We start from the raw sequence: 17,483 nt of genomic DNA, 5'->3' as shown, positions 1-17,483 counted from the left end.
GCTCAGCAACAGCGCAGTGGCCGGTCGTTCATGGCCTGCAGGCGCCGGATATCCGCCGCCAGCCAGTTCTCGCTGGCCTGCAGGGTGCCTTGCAGCAAGGTCGAAACCCATTGCGGCAGCTCCGGGTGCAGACGATAAAACACCCATTGTCCCTGACGTCGGTCAGCCAGCAGCCCGCCCTGGCGCAGTTGCGCCAGGTGCCGGGAGATTTTCGGCTGGCTCAATTCCAGGGCGGCAGTCAATTCGCACACGCAGAGCTCACCCTCACGAGCCACCAGCAGCACAACACGGCTACGGGTTTCGTCAGCCAGGCATTTGAAGAGTTCCACAGGGGAGGCAAAACAGGGCATCGCGAGCAGCTCTATACATATGGATTTTCGAATATATGAGTAAGCATATATAAAAGCAAATCCCAGTCACAGAGAATGCAGGCCCTCCCCTGAGTTGCCTTGGGCAAAATGCTGCTAAACCTATTAAGGTGTAGGAACTCCGTCGCTCAAGAATGGAGGTTCCAGCCCTGATGATTCGAGGAACACCGTATGCCGTGGAAAAATACCGACAGTCGCTACAGCAGCCTGTCGATTGCACTGCACTGGTTGATGCTGGTGCTGTTGGCGGTGGTTTACGCCTGTATCGAGTTTCGCGGGATATTCCCCAAGGGCAGCGGCGGCCGGGCGCTGATCGTCGAGGCGCACTACATGTTCGGCCTGACCGTGTTCCTGCTGGTGTGGCTGCGTTTGCTGGCCCGTGCCCTCGGCGTGGCACCGAAGATCGTCCCCGCGCCGCCGGTCTGGCAGATGCTGATTTCCAAGCTGATGCACTGGGCTTTGTACCTGTTCATGATCGCTACGCCGGTCCTGGGCTGGTTGGTCGTCAGTGCGCAAGGACATTCGGTGCTGTTCTACGGCGTCGAGCTGCCGGCGCTGACGGGGGAAAACCTGGATTTTGCCAAAGAGATCAAGGGCTGGCATGAACTGCTGGCGACGATCGGCTACTGGCTGATCGGCCTGCATGCCCTGGCCGGTCTGTATCACCACTACTTCGTGCGGGATAACACCCTGCTACGCATACTGCCCAAGCGTCGTGCTTGAGCCCCGATGCCTTCTTGCTCGCAACGATAACGCGAGGTCTCGGAGCCCTGCGCAACCTGTAGGAGCATGGCTTGCCAGGGAAGCCTTTGGCGATCTTGAGGGCCCCTTCGCGAGCAAGCTCTGCTCCTACAAGGACCGGGTTTACAAAGTAAAACCCCGGCGACCCTGTAAACCACCGGTGTGCACGAAGACCAGGCGCGTGCCAGGGGCAAAACGTCCGGCGCGCACCTCTTCCTGAAGCGCCAGTAAAGCCTTGCCGGTATACAGCGGCTCCAGCGGCACTGCGCTCTGCTGCTCGCTTTGCGCAATAAAACCCAGCAACGCCGGATCGACCTTGGCAAAACCGCCACGGCAGGCGTCGATCAGTTCAAACGCCGGGCTCATTACCCCGCCCTCCTCCAGGATCGCCGCGACCAAAGGTGCCACGCCATGGTCGGCCGGCACCGCCAGGGCGCCATACACCGGTCGGCGCCCGGCTTCGGCCAGCACCAGCCCGGCCAGGGTGGTGCCGGTTCCGGCGGCCAGCCACCAGCCGTGATAGTCATCCCAGCCGAGTGCCGGTAATTGCTCGTGGACCTGGTCCAGCAAGACCCCACAACCGCGCGCGCCCATCAAGCCGCCACCGCCCTCCGGCACGCCGTGCAGATGTGGATAGCGTTGCTGCCACGGTTCCCAGAAGTCCGGCGCATGCCGCGCCCGATAACCGCCATAGCCGAGCCAGTGCAGCTCCATGCCGAAGGCCTGGAGATCGACGACGGTGGGAGTTTGTACCGGATTGCCACGCAGCAGGCCGACGGTGGGGAAACCGAAACGCTTGCCCGCCGCCGCCAGGGCGTGCAGGTGATTGGAGTGCGCGCCACCCAGGCTGATCAGGCCTTCGGCACGGGCCTGCCGGGCCGCCGCCAGATGTTCGGTGAGCTTGAACCACTTGTTGCCGCTGATCAGCGGATCGATCAGGTCGAGGCGCAGTATGGCCACCTCGACCTCGGCCTGGGTCAGCCAGTCCAGGTGCAGGGGTTCGAGGGGGGCGTGGGGGTGCCAGTCGGCAGGGGGTAGCATTGCGGGGTGGTCCGATGGGAGGAGACCCACCAGTTTAACAGTTCAGGTCTTGTGGCGTTTTCGAGGGCCTCTTCGCGGGCAAGCCCTGCTCCTACAGATTCGAGCCGATCACAAAATTTGCGCACGACACAAGGTTGTAGGAGCAGGGCTTGCCCGCGAAGAGGCCCTTAAGCCTTGCAGCGCTCATCGAGGCGTCATCGCCAGCAAGCCGGCGCCTACAGGAGAAAGGCCGCGTTCAGTCTGCTCAGACCTACAGCCCAGCCGCCAACCGCGAACCCTGGTCGATCGCCCGCTTGGCATCCAGCTCCGCCGCCACGTCCGCGCCACCGATCAGGTGCACATTCTGCCCGGCCGCCACCAGCCCGTCCTGCAACTCGCGCAACGGGTCCTGCCCGGCGCAGATCACCACGTTGTCCACCACCAGCAACTGCGGCTCGCCACCGCCGATGCTGATATGCAGGCCCGCCTCGTCGATCTTCAGGTACTCGACGCTGTTGAGCATCTGCACCCGCTTGTTCTTCAACCCGGTGCGGTGAATCCAGCCGGTGGTCTTGCCCAGGCCATCGCCGACCTTGGAGGCCTTGCGCTGCAACAGAAACACCTCACGGGCCGGTGCATGGGGTTCGGCCTTGATTCCGGCCACCCCGCCACGCGCCTCAAGGTGGGTGTCGATACCCCACTCCTTCCAGAACGCCTCGCGATCCAGGCTGGTGGCCACACCTTCATGCACCAGGAACTCCGAAACGTCGAAGCCGATACCACCAGCGCCGATCACCGCCACCTTGTGGCCCACCGGCTTGCGCTCCAGCAGCACATCCAGGTAGCTCAGCACCTTGGGATTATCGATGCCGGGAATCGCCGGCAACCGTGGCGCGATGCCCGTGGCGAGAATGATCTCGTCGTACCCGCCAGCCACCAGTTGCGCCACATCCACCCGTGTATCCAGGCAAACCTCGACATGGGTGGTCTGCAGCTTGCGCTTGAAGTAACGCAGGGTTTCGAAGAACTCTTCCTTGCCCGGTACACGCTTGGCGACATTGAACTGGCCGCCGATCTCACTGGCCGAATCGAACAGCGTCACCTGGTGCCCGCGCTCGGCCGCCACGGTGGCCGCCGACAGACCCGCCGGCCCGGCGCCAACCACGGCAATTTTCTTCACCTGGGTGACCGGCAGGTAATTCAGCTCGGTCTCGTGGCAGGCCCGCGGGTTGACCAGGCAGGAGGTCAACTTGCCGCCGAAGGTATGGTCCAGACAGGCCTGGTTGCAGCCGATGCAGGTATTGATTTCGTCGGCACGCCCTTGGGCCGCCTTGTTGACGAACTCCGGGTCGGCCAGGAAAGGCCGGGCCATGGAAACCATGTCGGCGTCGCCCTCGGCGAGGATCTGCTCGGCCACTTCCGGGGTGTTGATCCGATTGGTAGTGATCAGCGGAATGCCCACCGAGCCACGCAACTTGGCGGTGACCTTGCTGAACGCAGCGCGCGGCACCTTGGTGGCAATGGTCGGAATCCGCGCCTCGTGCCAGCCGATACCGGTGTTGATGATGGTTGCGCCGGCCTGCTCGATGGCCTTGGCCAACTGGACGATTTCGTCCCAGGTACTGCCGCCTTCCACCAGGTCGAGCATCGACAGGCGGAAGATGATGATGAAGTCCGAACCCACCGCCTCACGCACCCGGCGCACGATTTCCACGGGCAGGCGCATGCGGTTCTCGTAGCTGCCGCCCCAGCGGTCGGTGCGGTGGTTGGTGTGGGCCGCGAGGAACTGGTTAATGAAGTAACCTTCCGAACCCATGATCTCGACGCCGTCGTACCCGGCATTCCGGGCCAGGGCCGAACAGGTCACGAAATCGGCGATCTGTTTCTCAATACCTTCCTCATCCAGCTCTTTGGGCTTGAACGGGTTGATCGGGGCCTGGATCGCACTCGGCGCCACCTGTTTCGGGCTGTAGGCATAACGCCCGGCATGGAGGATCTGCAGGCAGATCTTGCCGCCGGCCTGATGCACCGCGTGGGTGACGATGCGATGCTGGTCGGCTTCGGCCTGGGTGGTCAGCTTGGCCGCGCCGGAATACACCCCGCCCTCGTCGTTTGGCGCGATACCGCCGGTCACCATCAGGCCGACACCGCCACGAGCACGTTCGGCGAAATAAGCCGCCATGCGCTCGAAACCACCGGGCTTTTCCTCAAGACCGGTGTGCATCGAGCCCATCAGGGTGCGGTTGCGCAACGTGGTGAAACCCAGGTCGAGCGGGGCCAGCAGGTGCGGGTATTGGGCGGCGGTCATAGAAACTCCACAACGGGCAAGATCACGGGATGCGGGAAGCTCTTCGGCCCCCGTCAGTTGTATGACTGGCACATTAAAGACGCCCAGGCCCTGGCTCAATGACCGAAACTGACAACTTATTGATCCAAATGTGCAGCGCCCCTTGGCAAGCACGCCCGTGGGCCCTACCCTAGTCGACGACTCCCGCACACGGTCGTTCGTTATCCGCTCCCATGCGTAAATTCCTGCTCTTCTTCCTATCGGTCCTGCTGCTCGCCAGCGTCGTCGGTTATGGCGTGTGGACCCAACAACGCGGCAGCGGCCACTACCTCTCGGACCTGCGTATCCGCCTGGCCGTGAACCAGGGCGTGGCGGGCGAGCACGGCAACCTGCTGGGTCTGCAACCGGAGCTGTTTCCCAACGACTACCAGAGCCCGGCGCGCCTGCACCGCAAGTTGGCGGCCTATCTGCAACAGGCCCGTGGCCTGGGACTGCTGAACGCCAAGACCATTGTGGTACTGCCCGAACATATCGGCACCTGGCTGCTGCTGCGCGGGGAAAAGGATGACCTCTACCAGGCCCTCGACCAGCAGGAGGCGATGAACTGGCTGATGCTCGGCAACCCGCTGAAGCTGCTCGGTGCCCTGTTCAATGCCAAGGGCCGCAGCTTCCTCGAAGACGCCCGCCTGCGCATGAAGGCCAAAGGCATGGCCCAGGATTACCAGGCGGTGTTCGGCGGCCTGGCGAAAGAATTCGGCGTCACCCTGGTGGCCGGCTCCATCGTCCTGCCGGATCCCAGCGTCGAGCAAGGCAGCCTGAAAATCGGCAAGGGCGCGCTGTACAACGTCAGCCTGGTCTTCGCCGCCGACGGCCGCCCCCTCGGCCAGCCCCAGCGCAAGCTCTACCCGACCTTCGACGAACGCGGTTATATCAAGGGTGGCGAACGCCAGGAGCTGAATGCCGTGGAGACCCCGGCCGGGCGCCTCGGCGTACTGATCGGCAGTGACAGTTGGTACCCGGACAACTACCGCCGGTTTGACGAACTCGGCGTGTCACTGATTGCGGTGAGCGCCTCGCTGCCCGGCAAGAACAGCTGGGAACAGCCCTGGCGCGGCTTCAAGAACGCGGCCACGCCGGCGGAGATCAGCCTCAGGCCCGGCGAACTCGGCGAAGGTGAGGCCTGGCATCGCCTGACCCTGATCAGCCGCGCCCCCGCCAGCCAGTCCACGGCCGGCATGACCGTGTTTCTCCGTGGCCAGTTCTGGAACCAGCGTTATTCGGGACAGAGCTTTATCAGCCGGGACGGGCGCTCCATCGACGGGCAGGACGGCAGTGATCGCGGCGCCCGCCTGCTGAACCTGTGGCTGCCATGAAGCCAGTATCAATGCGCCTGGGCGACCTGTCCGTGAGCTTCGTCCACAGCCTCGCGGAGGCGGTGAGCAGCCATGGCCAGGACGCTGGGGCGCTGCTGGAGCAATATGGGCTGGACCCGGCGCGCCTGGCCGAGCCCGGCGCCCGGCTGTCGATTCCGCGCTATATGCGCCTCGGGCACGCGGCGATCCAACTGACCGGCGACCCGGCCCTGGGCTTGCGCATGGGTCGTTTCAGCCGACTCCCCCAGGCGGGCCTTGCCGGTATCACCGCCGCCCAGGCACCGACGGTACGTGAAGCGGCGCGAACCCTGACCCGCTTCGAAGCGCTCTACGGCTCCAATTATCGCGGGCAGTCGAGTTTCCACGAAGACGCCGACGGTGCCTGGCTGCGCTTCTACTCCATCAGTCCGTACAACACCTATAACCGCTTCGTGGTGGACTCGATCATCGCCGGCTGGCTACAACAGCTGGCCAGCGTCGGCGGCGAAACGCTGCACGCCGAACGCATCGACATCGAATTCGCCGAACCGGACTATGCGGCGGCCTACAAGGGGCTGTGCGACTGCCAGGTGCACTTCGCCGCCGAGCACAATCAATTGCGCCTGAGCCAGGCCAGCCTCGGCCTGCGCAACCCGAACCATTGCCCCGGGACCTGGCGGCACCTGCTGCAACTGTGCGAACGGGAACTGGAACAACTGACGCGCACCCGCAGTCTGCGTGAACGTATCACTCAGTTGCTGGGGCCTTTGCTCAATGGCGGTCGGGAACCCGACCTGGAAGAAGTGGCGGCACGCCTGAAGCTGCCGACCTGGACACTGCGTCGCAAACTGGCCGAGGAAGGCACGCAATTTCGCGCCATTCTCAACGACACTCGCCGTGACCTGGCGATGACCTATATTCGCGACACCGAACTGGCTTTTGGCGAAATCGCCTACCTGCTCGGGTTTGCCTCAGCCGAGGCCTTTCAACGGGCTTTCAAACGCTGGAACGGCCAGACACCCGGCGAGTTCCGCCGCAGCCAGCGGCATTCGGCCTGAGCCGAAAAACGACCGCTTACAGCTCGGTCGCGTCTTCAGCCGGCTCAACGGGGTCCAATTCGAAAGCACTGAACTCCAACAGCTCTTCTTGATAGTCATCCATCGTCAAACTCCTTTTTCGCTCGTGGGTAAACCGCTGTCTTGCTGACCGCGCCTTTGGGAACGGGCTGGATCCAGCATAGGGGTCCCATGTGAAGGAAAAATGAAGCACCCGTCTGCCCAGGCACTTGAATAAGGGCCTGAAATAAAAAACTAGCAGAACGGTCAGAATTTACCCACTTTTATTTTGCGGGCAGCGTCCCCTGTCACAAGGTCACGGGATCGAGGTCGACAAACCCGACCCCGCCACCTTGTACTCGGCTTACTGAGCCGCAGGCGCCGGAGCCACCGGTTCGCTGGCCGCTGGCGTCGGGGCAGGCGTCGGCTCGGCGGGGGTTGCCGGGGCGGCTGGAGTGGCGGGAGCCTTCTCGAGCGGCGTTACCGGAGCGGCTTCGGCTGGCGCGGCGACCGGTTCGGACGCGGCAGGAGCAGCCGGAGTGGCAGGGGCCACAGGAGCTACAGGAGCACTATGCACAGGGTCCGCGGCCTTCGCTGCCGGCGCAGGCGTCGGGTCCGCCGGCTTGGCGTCGACGGCCTTGTGCTCTGCCGCCTTGGGATCCGCCGCCTTGGCCGGCACCGCTTCGGGCATCCCCAGTTCGGCCTTGGGTTTCTCGTCGGTATGTTTTTCTTTTTTCACTTCAGGTGGCAGGAACAGCTCCACCAGGGTGAAGAAACGGTCATAGAAGGTCGCCGAGGACACGGTCTCGCTGGCCACCTTGACCATCGAGTCATCCGTCGAGCCGATCGGCATCGACACAGAGCCCAGCACGCCCACGCCGAGGCTCGCGGAGTTGTTGACCTTCTTCAGCGCATAACGGTCCTGCAGGGCGTTGGCGAACATGGTCGAGCGATGATTGGCCGCGCCATCCGCCGCACAGACCACGCTGAAGCTGATCTGCATGTGGGTATCGCCGGTCTGCTGGAAGCTCTTGTTGCCGCTGATCAGCTTCGGGTCGCTGCTGGTGATGATATAGCCCTGGCTGAGCAAGGCACGCCGGGCCGCTTCACAGGACGCCGCGTCGCTCACACCGTAATTGCGTGAGAACGTGCCGGCGTCGTCGAAATTTTCCCGTTCGTAAACGGCGGTCTTGGTGGTCGACGAGCAGCCCGCGGCGCCCGCCAGCATCAGTGCCAATGCAACGGCACGCAAGTGGAATGATGTCGACATTGAAAATCCTGAGGAAAAACGGTCCGGGGCGTATTGTGCATCAGTTCGACATCGCTGAGCGCACACTGAACAGGTTGTGACAGCGAATTTTCAGGAAAATGCAGATCAGCGCCCCTCCATCTGGTAACGCACCTTGTACAACTCGTTGTCGCCACGCAGTCCCAGCTTGCGAAAGGCCGCCTGCTTCTGGGTACTGATGGTCTTGATACTGCGTGAGAACTTGCGCGCAATATGGCTTACCGACAAGCCGTCCAGGCAGCAGCGCAGCACCTCGTGCTCGCGCACCGTCAGTTCGGAGGTCCTGGCCAGCACGTCGAGGCTGGCGACCTCGGATTCCGAGGCCGGCGTGGCGATGTCGAGCCGCGACACCTCATGCACCTGCAATGCCTCTGCCATGTCCGGGTGCAGGTAGACCTTGCCGGCCGCCACCTGACGAATGGCCAGGACGAACTCGTCGGAATTCAGCTCCTTGCCGATAAAGCCGCTGGCCCCGCAGCGCAGCGCCAGGGCCACCGTCGCCGGTACATACAGGGACGAAATGATCAGCAGCCGCAGCTTGGGAAAGCGGATCTTCAAGGTACGAATCAGGTTCAGGCCGTCGACCTCGCCCGAGCGCAACGAGTAGTCCATCACCACCAGGTCGACTTCCTCCTCGCGCAAGGCGGCCATCAGCGTCGAACCACGGCTGAAACTGCCCAGCAAGAGGAGATCGGCCTCGGCCTGGATCTTGATCTCCATGCCGCACAGGACCAGGCTGTGGTCGTCCAGAATCATGAGGCGGGTAGGCTTTTTCTCGAGCATGGACTCTCCTGCACTGCTGCCAATGAAAAACTGACTCGGCAGTGGCCAGGTCCGACCGACGCAAAATCGTTGTGCGGACCGCCACCCCTTCACCATGGCATCCTGCCCAACCGATACATCCCCTGATCCGCAGGGCCCCTCACCCTGCGCCAGACTCCCACCCGGCCAGCCGCGCCACGATGACGATCGGCGCCTCTGGCGTGGGCTATGGGAGGTCATGCTAAACAGTCGTCGGTGCATCCGACATAGGATATTTCCACGGGCCCATTACGAAACCGACCTTCATGGTGCAGGACAGGCCAAATACCGACAGTCGCTACGTCGATGGGCATCGGAAATCGCTGAGGATCTTGCGGCCGAAGGGATGGTCAAGGCTGGCGCTGCGCAATTGCAGCACCACCTCGACATCCTCGAAGCCCAGGGTCAACCAGTAACCTTCTCCGCTCGGCGCCGGCACCAGGCGCCCCTGTTCCATAAAGCGGAACCAGGCCCAGGGCCCTTCGGCCGAGCGCACCAGGGTCCGACCGTCGATCAGCGTGACCACCATCCTCAACTGGCTGCCCAGGGCCCGGGTCGGCCAGGTGAACAGGCTGGGACGGATCGGACCGTGGGCATAGCTGAGCTGCAACTCGTCCAGGGTCAGGCGCACCTGGGCGATGCTTTCATCCATGGACACGGGACTGAGCTCGAAATCGACCCGTGCGACGTCGGACGCAGCAGGAAAGAATGCCCGGCGAATCTGCTCCGCACGTCGGAACTGCGCCGCCACTTTGCCCTCCAGTAGCGTGACATCCGGATGGCTGCGCTGGAAATCCTGCAGCAACCCGGCAGGTGCGAACAAGCGGTTGAAGTCCGCCAGCGACAGCTGCTCCCGGGCCTGCCGGTCAAAGGGATAGCGCTGGGCGAGCAGCCGCGAGCATTCGGGGCCCAGTTGCAGGTTCAAGTTGGCACCGACCGTCGCCACCGTCTTCTGGTGCAGATGTTGCCGGCCGACACTGACGATATCGGCGAACAGCGGATGCAGCAGCGGCGGCAGGCTGTCGATCTGCCGTCTCAGCTGCTCCAGGGCATCCACCGGCGGGCTCGGCAAGCCCATCGCCAAGGCTTGCTCGCGGGCCTGGAGGTAAACCGCCGCCTGGGCCAGGGCTTCGCGCAATGCCTCAAGCCCGGCGGCGCTGCCTTCGGTCAGCTGTTGCAGCAGCGCAAAGTGCCGGTTGACCGGGTGCTCCTCGGCGGCAATCGTGGCAGGCAGCGCCTTGGCCACCTCCGAGGAGAAACCGGAGGCCAGTGACGACACTTGCTGACGCGCCCTGTCGACCAGACGCTGGGGAACCTCGGGGATCTCCAGGCGGGTTTCACGCCCTGCCGCGCGCAGCAGACTGAACAGCGCCGAGTCGGCCCGCGACAACCGCTCGAGCCTGAGGGCCAGGGATTCGGGCTGGTCGAGGCCAACCAGTTGCAAGTCGGCAAAGAAGTTTTCCCAGTGACGGATATAGTCCTGTGCATAAAGCGCCGACACTTCGTTGTGCAAGGTCAGCGCGTCCAGCCGCAGCCCCTCGCCCATGACCCAGTCTTCATCCTTGAGCACCTCGGCCACCAGTAGCGGCAGGCGAATCCGCAGTTGTTCATAGCCCTTGGGGCTGAAGCGTGCGGGAACACCTCGGTTCAAGGGCTCGCCGCTACGCCGGGCAAGACTCAGCAGCCCCTCGCTGCCGCTGACCGCGACGACACTGAAATCCTCCGCGTCGGCACTGGCCAACATTGTGCTCAACCGGGCGTACAGGCGCTGCTGTTGCGGCTCGCTACGCAGTTGTCGACGCTCCCGCTCGACCCACTGCGGATCGACGCTCAGCACCGGCCCCGTCGCCAGCAGCGGTATCAGTGCCCGGGCATGAACCTGCAATTGCTCGCGTTGCTCCGGGGCCAGCGACTGACCGAGATCGCCCCGCACCCGGGCCGACAGCCAGTCGTCGAAGGCCGCCGATTCGAAGCGGCCCTGCCCCCCCAGCATCAGGTAAAAGCGCAGACGCTCCTGGCGCTCGCTATACGGCTCGTTCAACGGGGAATGCTGCAAGCTTTGTACGACGCCGGGCAGCAATTCTTCGAGTAGCGCCCGCTGGTAAAGGCTACGGGTCTGGCCCAGCAAGCGGCGATACTCGCTCAACCAGAAGCCGGGCCACAACCCGGCGCCCGAGGGTGGATAGGCCAGGTTCCTGAAGTGCGCCAGGCGTTCGAGCAGCGTCGGCGTCACACTCGCTCCGGTAGCGCTGGCCGGTAACTGCTCAAGCAAAACTTGTTGCTCGGTCAGCCACTGCAACTGCCGGGTCTGCTGCCAGTACCCGTTGCCGAGCAGCATTGCCAACAGAATGACCAGGGCCGCCGCGCCGAAGACCAGCAACCAGCGCCCCCCGCCCGCACCCCGCGACAAGAATCCCCACCAGCGCCCGTGACGTCGACTCTGTTGCAGACAACGGACCAACCGTTGGCTGGCAGCCCGGGTGCCCGGTTCGAACCGCAAGTGGCCGCTGCAATGCAGCGATTGCAGATGGGCCTGCGCAACCCGCGGCTGCTCGAAAAACGCCGTTTGCAGATAAGGCTGCAAGACCTCGCCGAACTGTCGCCACAAGCGCGGGAAACCGTAGAGTTGAACCCGCGTAGCGGTCTGTGTCTCTCTCTGCAAACGCTCAGGTATTGTGTCTTGCACCGCCGCGAAGGCGCGGACAAGGCGCTCGGCCAGCCCCGACAGGTTCTGCCGATTGCGCCCATGGGCAAAGGCCAGCGCCAGGTCTCGTTCCTCGGCCGGCAAGGCCAGCAACGACGGCTCGAATCCCGGCAAGCGATCACAGTGGGTGACGATCACCTGCACCGGCAAGCCCTGACCGAACCGGGCGCCCAGCTCTTCCAGGCGCGCCCGCAGGATCAACGCCTGGGCATCGCGGGCGGCGGGCGCCAGGCGCAACAGATGCACCGCATTGAGCACCAGCACCGCTCCCGCAACCCCCAAGCCGTGACGACGCGAGCGGCTCAGTTCATCGAGCAGGCAACGCCATAACCCTTTGCCGTCAGGATCGGCCTGGGTCAGCAACGCGGCGCTCACGGCCATGACGGAAAAAGCGCCGATACGCCCTGGGTGCAAATCATCATGCGGCAACTCGTCGCCCGTGGGTGCGCGACGGCCCTTTTCTCCCATCAGACTGCGCTTGCCGGCACCGGTCGCCCCCAACAGCAGGAACACCGGGCCGCTGGCGTTGGCCTGGCTTTCCAGGCGCCAGTGCTCCAGCCGCTCGCGCAAGCGCCGTTCCCGGGTACCAGGAGGATTGAGTTGCTGCAACGCCGACTGCGCCGCCTCGGCGCGGAGCAACTCCCGACGCTTGCGCCGTCGCCGGGCCCACCCGAAAAAAATCAGCCCCACCAGGTACATAGGGCCCAGCAACAGCCACTGCTGCCAGTCCTGGGCCAGCGGCGCAACACCATCGATAGACAAGCGCGGCCCCTGATGGCGGACCAGCAGGGTCAGCAGATAAAGCCCCACCACCAGCGGCAGCGCCCGCAACAGGTTTTTCAGCAATCTCAAGAGCATGGTGGCAGTCATCCGGCTAGGGCAAATGGGGTGACGCGCCCCCTGGCGGGGCGCTGGCGGTCAGAGCGGTTCGAGCACAATCTCCACCCGACGATTGCGCGCCCGGTTGTCCGCGCTGTCATTCGGCACCCGTGGCTCACTGGCACCACGCCCCAGGGCCTGGACCCGCCCGGGGTCGGCCGCCGCGCCGAACATCTCGACCAACACCGCGTGGGCGCGCCGCAGCGAGAGCTGCTGGTTGGAGACCCGGCCCTTGCCCACCGGCGTGTCGTCACTGTGGCCGATGATCCGGATACGCCCCGGCCAATCCGCCAGCACCGTGGCAGTACGCTGCAAGGTGGCTCGACTTTCTGGCGCGATCAAGCTGCCGCCTGGGGCAAACAATTGCCTGGTACCGAGCAACAGCCGCACGGCGCCGGCCTCCTCCTGCAACGTCAGGCGTCCGGCGCGGATATCCTCGGCCAGGCGCTCAGCCAGCGTGGGCAGGGCTGCCGGCGCAGGAGGGAATGTCGCCACGGTGGACGACAGCCGCGACAATCCAAGCCGCTGCTGGGCGGAACGCACCTGCAAGTCATAGGCACCCGCGACGGCGAGGCCCATCAGCAACACCAGCAGGCCGCCCAAGGTCCAGCACAACGCACGCCGTGGCCAGCGGCCCGGCGGAGCGGTTTTCGGCGACGGACGCGGATAACGCTCGCGGTACAGGCGCAGGGTTTCGTAGAGTCGGGCACGTTTGAGGATCAGGATCGAACGGCCTTCGCGTTCGATTCGATAACGGCCCTCCAGGCCCAGGGCCAGGCACAGGTACATCAGTTCGAGCAGCGCCAGGTGCTCCACCGGCTTGAGCTGCGCCTCGTCCAGATAGGCGAAAAAGCCTTCGCCGCCTTCGGCTTCCTGATGAAAAGTCATCAGCAGGCTGTGCCGTGACCAGGCGCCCCGGGCCCATTCGCTGCTGGCGATGATTTCATCGAGCAAGGTGCACAGGGCATAACGGGCACGCAACACGATGCGTGATTCGATACCGCAAGCCAGGGCCTGCCGCTGGAAGGTCCGCAACCGGGCGATCAGGCGCAAACGTAGCGCCGGCAGGTCGGGTTGGCGCTTCAGGCGCTGGAACACCACCACCTCATGCAGCAGGTCGTCAGCCAGCACGCAGAGGTTTTCATCGGCAACCGCCGGCCCGGCCTGGACACGCTCGCGGGCGTTTTTGCGCGATCCGCGAGCCGTTCTGGCAAACGCCATCACGCCTCCCTGATGGCCCAGAACGCCAATTGCAGCCCCGGAAACGAACCGGCCACATGCAGGCCGAAGCCGCTGGTGTCCACCAGATCAGCCCACAAGGGATGGTCGTTCGACAGCTGGAAATAGCTGAAGCCGGGGTAGTAAGGCAGCTCCCTGGGCGCCGTCGGCAACACCTGGATCGCCAACCCCGGCAATTGCAGGTTCACCAGGTCGTGCAGGCGCTCGGCCGGACCGATCTTCAAGCGGCTGGGGAAACTTTTGCGCAGTTCCTCGTCGGGCACCTGCGCACGCACCGCGAGAATAAAACGCGCCGATTGATACAGGTTGATATCCGGCACCTGGGCAAAACGAAAACCAAAGGCACCGCTCTTGAGCGCCAGGGCGACCACGTCGGCACCGGCCACCGCACTCAGCGCCTGCAACAGGTCCTGGATCAACGGCACAAAGCTCTCGCCCAGGCGGTCATGGCGGTACGGCGGATACGCCCTGGGGCGCTTGCGCTCCTGGCCGAAAATCGCCAGTTCGCCGGCCAGCCGCACCAACTCGCGGTACAGCAACTCGGGGTGCAGCGCCGGCTGGCTGGCCAGGTGCATCAGCAGGCTTTCGGCGCGATTGACGCTCTGCAGCATCACGTACTGCTGGATCTCGGTCATCCCGCCGAGCCCGCCCTGGCCAAGCCCGCCGGCCAGGGCCACACCGCGTTGGCGGGCGCGGGCGATCAGTTCGTCGACGGAGCGCGCCAACACCGGCGAACTACGCCAGGCCAGCAACGGTGCCACCTGTTGCCGGTCGAGCACCACCAGGCCGGCGGCCGTGCGCTCCACCACCCGGGCCACCCGCAAAAAGACATGGGAGGCGGCGACATCCGCCTCCCGCGCCAGCTTCAGGTTCAGACGACAGACCTGCAAACAGGCCGGCTCGCCGCCCTCGGTATTGGCGTCGGCCACCAGGACTTCGCTGATCCGGTAACGGGCCAGGCTGTCGTCCCCGGGGGCGGTTTCGGTGTCCGCCGCCCCAGGGCGATTGAGGGCCAGGGCCAGCACCAACTGCACGTCACGCTCGCCGTCGGCCACCGGATAACGCAGCCGGACCAGTTCCTCGTCCGTCAGGGCGAAGGGACTGCCATCGGGCATGATCCCTTCGCAGGCGCTCAGGGCCAGGTTGCCCAGCGCCAACTGCGCGGCATCGATTTTCAGTGTGACAAAGCCCCAGCCATGGGGTTGCACGGCACGCAGGACCTGCGCCAGCCGGGCCCGATGATGGCGCTCTTGCTGCTGGAAGTGCTGCGGCAGCAGAAACATGCCTTCTGACCAGACGACGCCGTCGTGACTACTCATCGGCATTCTCCTCTGCCGGCGCCGACGTTAACGCCACGCGCTGGCGAGCGATCTGGGCCTTCAGCCGCGAGGGGCGCGTCGGGTCGATTTCGGCCCAGGCCCACCACTGGGCATGGTCGATATTGCGGTACTCGGCCACCAGCGCGATAAAGCGGGTGCCGGGCACGGGAAGAAAGTTCTGCTCCTGCTGCTGGCCCGGGCGCAGCAGCAACGATTCCTGGCGCAGCAGATCACGGCCCAGCGCCTGCTCGGCCGCGGCTTCGGACTGGAACAGCTCGACCTGTTCCAGGCGCTTGCTGTCCGCCAGTTGCAGCAGCCTGACGATCACCGGCGACGGCCGCCCATGCAGGTCGGGATTGCTGTCCAGTGCCGCTTCCAGGGACAACGCGATACGCGGTTCAGGCGGCGGTTCGTCCGACCAGAACCAGGCACAGCCCGGGAGCGTCGACACCAGCAGCAGGCACAGGGCCCGTCGAAACACCGGCTTAATCGCGACCATCGTCGGCCTCCTTGGGTGCCTTGGCCTTCGCAGGTGCAGCCGCCTTGGCCGAGGTGGTGGCCGCGGTGGCGCCGCCATTGATGTCGACCGAGGCGGTGCCGTCGAGGGTCACGGTCTTGCCATTGATCGCCACACCCGCGGCGCTGAGCACCAGGGTACTGGCACCGACCTTGAGGGTCAGGCTCTTGCCGGCTTCCAGCACCAGCTTGCCGTTGGCCTTGAAATCCATATCGGTGGCGCTCGACTGCCATTGGCCGGCAATCCGGCAATGGCTGTCACCGCCGATATCCAGCGATTGATCGGCGTCGACCCGAGTGTTGCGCCGGCCGCCCACGGACTCATGAAGGTCATCCTCGACCTTGAGAAACTGATTGGCGCCCACCGTCAGGTGCCAGTCGTTGCCAATGCTGGCGAACGCATCGTTGCGCACCGTCAGGTCCTGGTTGCGTCCGGCATGGATCAGCAGTTGCTCGTGGCCCTTCTTGTCGTCGAAGCGCAACTCGTTGTAGACATCCTGCTCGCCCAGGGACTGCGATTTGAGACCACTGCGGGCCGCCTGGGCCGGCAGTTCCCAGGGTGGCCGGTGACCGGCGTTATAGAGCCCGGCGGTGACCAGGGGCCGGTCGGGGTCGCCGCCGAGGAACTCCACCACCACCTCCTGCCCGACCCGCGGCACGAACAGCGCCCCCCAACGCTTGCCGGCTATCGGCTGGGCGACCCGGACCCAGCAGGAACACGCCTCGTTGCGTCGTCCGCTGCTGTCCCAGTGAAACTGCACCTTGATCCGACCGTACTCGTCGACCCAGATCGGATCGCCTTCCTTGCCGACCACAAAGGCCGTCTGTGGTCCGGCGATCAGCGGACGCGGTGTCTGGATCGGCGCGCGAAACACCTGGGTGGTCGGGATCGCCTCGACTTCGCAGCGTAACCCAGCCCCTTCATCGAACTGCAAGGTCGCGGCAACAATCAGGTAATCGCCGTTCTGCTCGGTTCGAGGGTGATCGACCAGGCTGAAACACTGACCGGGCACCAGGTAAGGCGACTGGCTGACACCCCATCGCGACTGCTGGCAGACCTGCGCGGCTTCGAGCTGAATCCGTGCCAGGGCTTCGCCGGACCGGCGTCCCTTGAAGCGCCCCGGAAAACCTTCCTGGCGATAGTCACCATGGCGCGACGTCGCCGCGCTCGCGTGGCTGACCGAGAGAACGCTGGCTTCACGGTTACTGGCCTTGGAGAAATCGAAGTCCACCAGGCTGAACAACCCAGGACGCAGCTCGGCGCGGGACTCCCAGCGCTGCATGATGCCCGGGTTGTTGTCCAGGTTGGGCCGATAACTCATTTCACGCAGGTGTTGCACCGGCTTGTGCATCCCCATGGAGTCGACGATGACCAACAGGTGAACCTCATCCTGGTCTTCGAAGAAGTAGTACAGCCCTGCGTCCTCCAGCAAACGACTGAAAAAAGCAAAGTCGCTTTCAGCGAACTGCACGCAGTACTCCATCGGCTCCGTAGATTCTTCGGCCCGCCAATCGAAACAGTCGGAATAGTCCTTGAATACGTCCTCCAGCACCTCCTTCAAGGTCATGTTCTGGAAAATCCGGTGGCGCCGCGACTGCGCCAGGAACCATAACCAAGGCCTGAGCGAAACCCGGTAGCGCGCATCGCGACCGACTCGCCCCATGGCGCTGAAGGCACTGATATAACCCTGGATGAAACGTCCCCGCCCTTCCTCGACACCCAGGCCCAGTGCCAGGGGTCGCCCGAGCAAGTCATCGGCCTGTAAGCCATCGTCTGCACAGGAGAGCGTCAGCTCATACTCGCCGAGCCGGCTCAACCCCTCCTGGGCGGTGAGCGCCAGCAGCAATAGCGTGGCATCGACGCCAGGCACCTGGACACGGTAGTAGGTGTTTTCGGACATGGTGACAAGGGCT

At 64.4% G+C, this 17,483-nt stretch carries 13 protein-coding genes; 3 read left to right on the top strand and 10 right to left on the bottom strand.

All coding sequences use genetic code 11. The annotated features are described in order from the left end of the window. Positions 1-2: 2 nt before the first annotated feature. Positions 3-350: a metalloregulator ArsR/SmtB family transcription factor gene (locus M5B42_RS02390; RefSeq protein ID WP_248744923.1), complete on the bottom strand. Its 348-nt coding sequence runs from the start codon at positions 348-350 to the stop codon at positions 3-5. Positions 351-539: 189 nt separating this feature from the next. Here M5B42_RS02390 and M5B42_RS02385 point away from each other — a divergent pair, with 189 nt between their 5' ends. Next, entirely contained in the window at positions 540-1,091 is a 552-nt protein-coding gene (locus tag M5B42_RS02385; protein WP_152737413.1) for a cytochrome b, read from the top strand. 141 nt (positions 1,092-1,232) lie between these two features. On the opposite strand, the gene M5B42_RS02380 is transcribed toward M5B42_RS02385, so the two are convergent. Beyond that, entirely contained in the window at positions 1,233-2,150 is a 918-nt protein-coding gene (locus M5B42_RS02380; protein WP_248744922.1) for a pyridoxal-phosphate dependent enzyme, read from the bottom strand. 250 nt (positions 2,151-2,400) lie between these two features. After that, positions 2,401-4,437, bottom strand: coding sequence for an NADPH-dependent 2,4-dienoyl-CoA reductase (locus tag M5B42_RS02375; RefSeq protein WP_248744921.1), 2,037 nt, complete (start codon positions 4,435-4,437; stop codon positions 2,401-2,403). A 212-nt stretch (positions 4,438-4,649) separates the two neighbouring features. Here M5B42_RS02375 and M5B42_RS02370 point away from each other — a divergent pair, with 212 nt between their 5' ends. Next, the gene (locus tag M5B42_RS02370) at positions 4,650-5,789 is read left to right on the top strand and encodes a carbon-nitrogen hydrolase family protein (protein ID WP_248744920.1); all 1,140 of its coding nucleotides are present in this window, start codon (positions 4,650-4,652) and stop codon (positions 5,787-5,789) included. Beyond that, on the top strand, positions 5,786-6,826 hold the full coding sequence (locus tag M5B42_RS02365; protein ID WP_248744919.1) for an AraC family transcriptional regulator: 1,041 nt from the start codon (positions 5,786-5,788) through the stop codon (positions 6,824-6,826). Before M5B42_RS02370 ends, M5B42_RS02365 begins: the two co-directional genes overlap by 4 nt. Positions 6,827-7,187: 361 nt before the next feature. Here the strand turns inward: M5B42_RS02365 and M5B42_RS02360 are convergent, their stop codons facing one another. From M5B42_RS02360 to tssI, 7 genes are all read right to left on the bottom strand, one after another. Further along, positions 7,188-8,093, bottom strand: coding sequence for a DUF2242 domain-containing protein (locus tag M5B42_RS02360; RefSeq protein ID WP_248744918.1), 906 nt, complete (start codon positions 8,091-8,093; stop codon positions 7,188-7,190). Positions 8,094-8,198: 105 nt separating this feature from the next. Further along, the gene (locus M5B42_RS02355; protein WP_103495061.1) at positions 8,199-8,894 is read right to left on the bottom strand and encodes a response regulator transcription factor; all 696 of its coding nucleotides are present in this window, start codon (positions 8,892-8,894) and stop codon (positions 8,199-8,201) included. A 316-nt stretch (positions 8,895-9,210) separates the two neighbouring features. Continuing rightward, positions 9,211-12,474, bottom strand: coding sequence for an ImcF-related family protein (locus M5B42_RS02350; protein ID WP_248744917.1), 3,264 nt, complete (start codon positions 12,472-12,474; stop codon positions 9,211-9,213). A 60-nt stretch (positions 12,475-12,534) separates the two neighbouring features. Continuing rightward, positions 12,535-13,716, bottom strand: coding sequence for a type IVB secretion system protein IcmH/DotU (gene icmH / locus M5B42_RS02345; protein WP_248744916.1), 1,182 nt, complete (start codon positions 13,714-13,716; stop codon positions 12,535-12,537). After that, positions 13,716-15,053, bottom strand: coding sequence for a type VI secretion system baseplate subunit TssK (gene tssK, locus M5B42_RS02340; protein WP_248744915.1), 1,338 nt, complete (start codon positions 15,051-15,053; stop codon positions 13,716-13,718). Before tssK ends, icmH begins: the two co-directional genes overlap by 1 nt. Continuing rightward, positions 15,046-15,552, bottom strand: a complete 507-nt coding sequence (gene tssJ / locus M5B42_RS02335) for a type VI secretion system lipoprotein TssJ (protein WP_248744914.1) — start codon at positions 15,550-15,552, stop codon at positions 15,046-15,048. The genes tssK and tssJ overlap by 8 nt, the downstream gene beginning before the upstream one ends. Further along, on the bottom strand, positions 15,539-17,470 hold the full coding sequence (gene tssI / locus M5B42_RS02330) for a type VI secretion system tip protein TssI/VgrG (protein WP_248744913.1): 1,932 nt from the start codon (positions 17,468-17,470) through the stop codon (positions 15,539-15,541). The genes tssJ and tssI overlap by 14 nt, the downstream gene beginning before the upstream one ends. Positions 17,471-17,483: the final 13 nt, after the last annotated feature.

It is taken from the genome of Pseudomonas sp. MWU12-2037 (genome assembly GCF_023242345.1).
In the GTDB taxonomy this organism is placed as follows: Bacteria; Pseudomonadota; Gammaproteobacteria; order Pseudomonadales; family Pseudomonadaceae; genus Aquipseudomonas; species Aquipseudomonas gingeri_D.
Note: the sequence above shows the minus strand (reverse complement) of the source record. Positions and strands in the feature narration are given on the sequence as shown.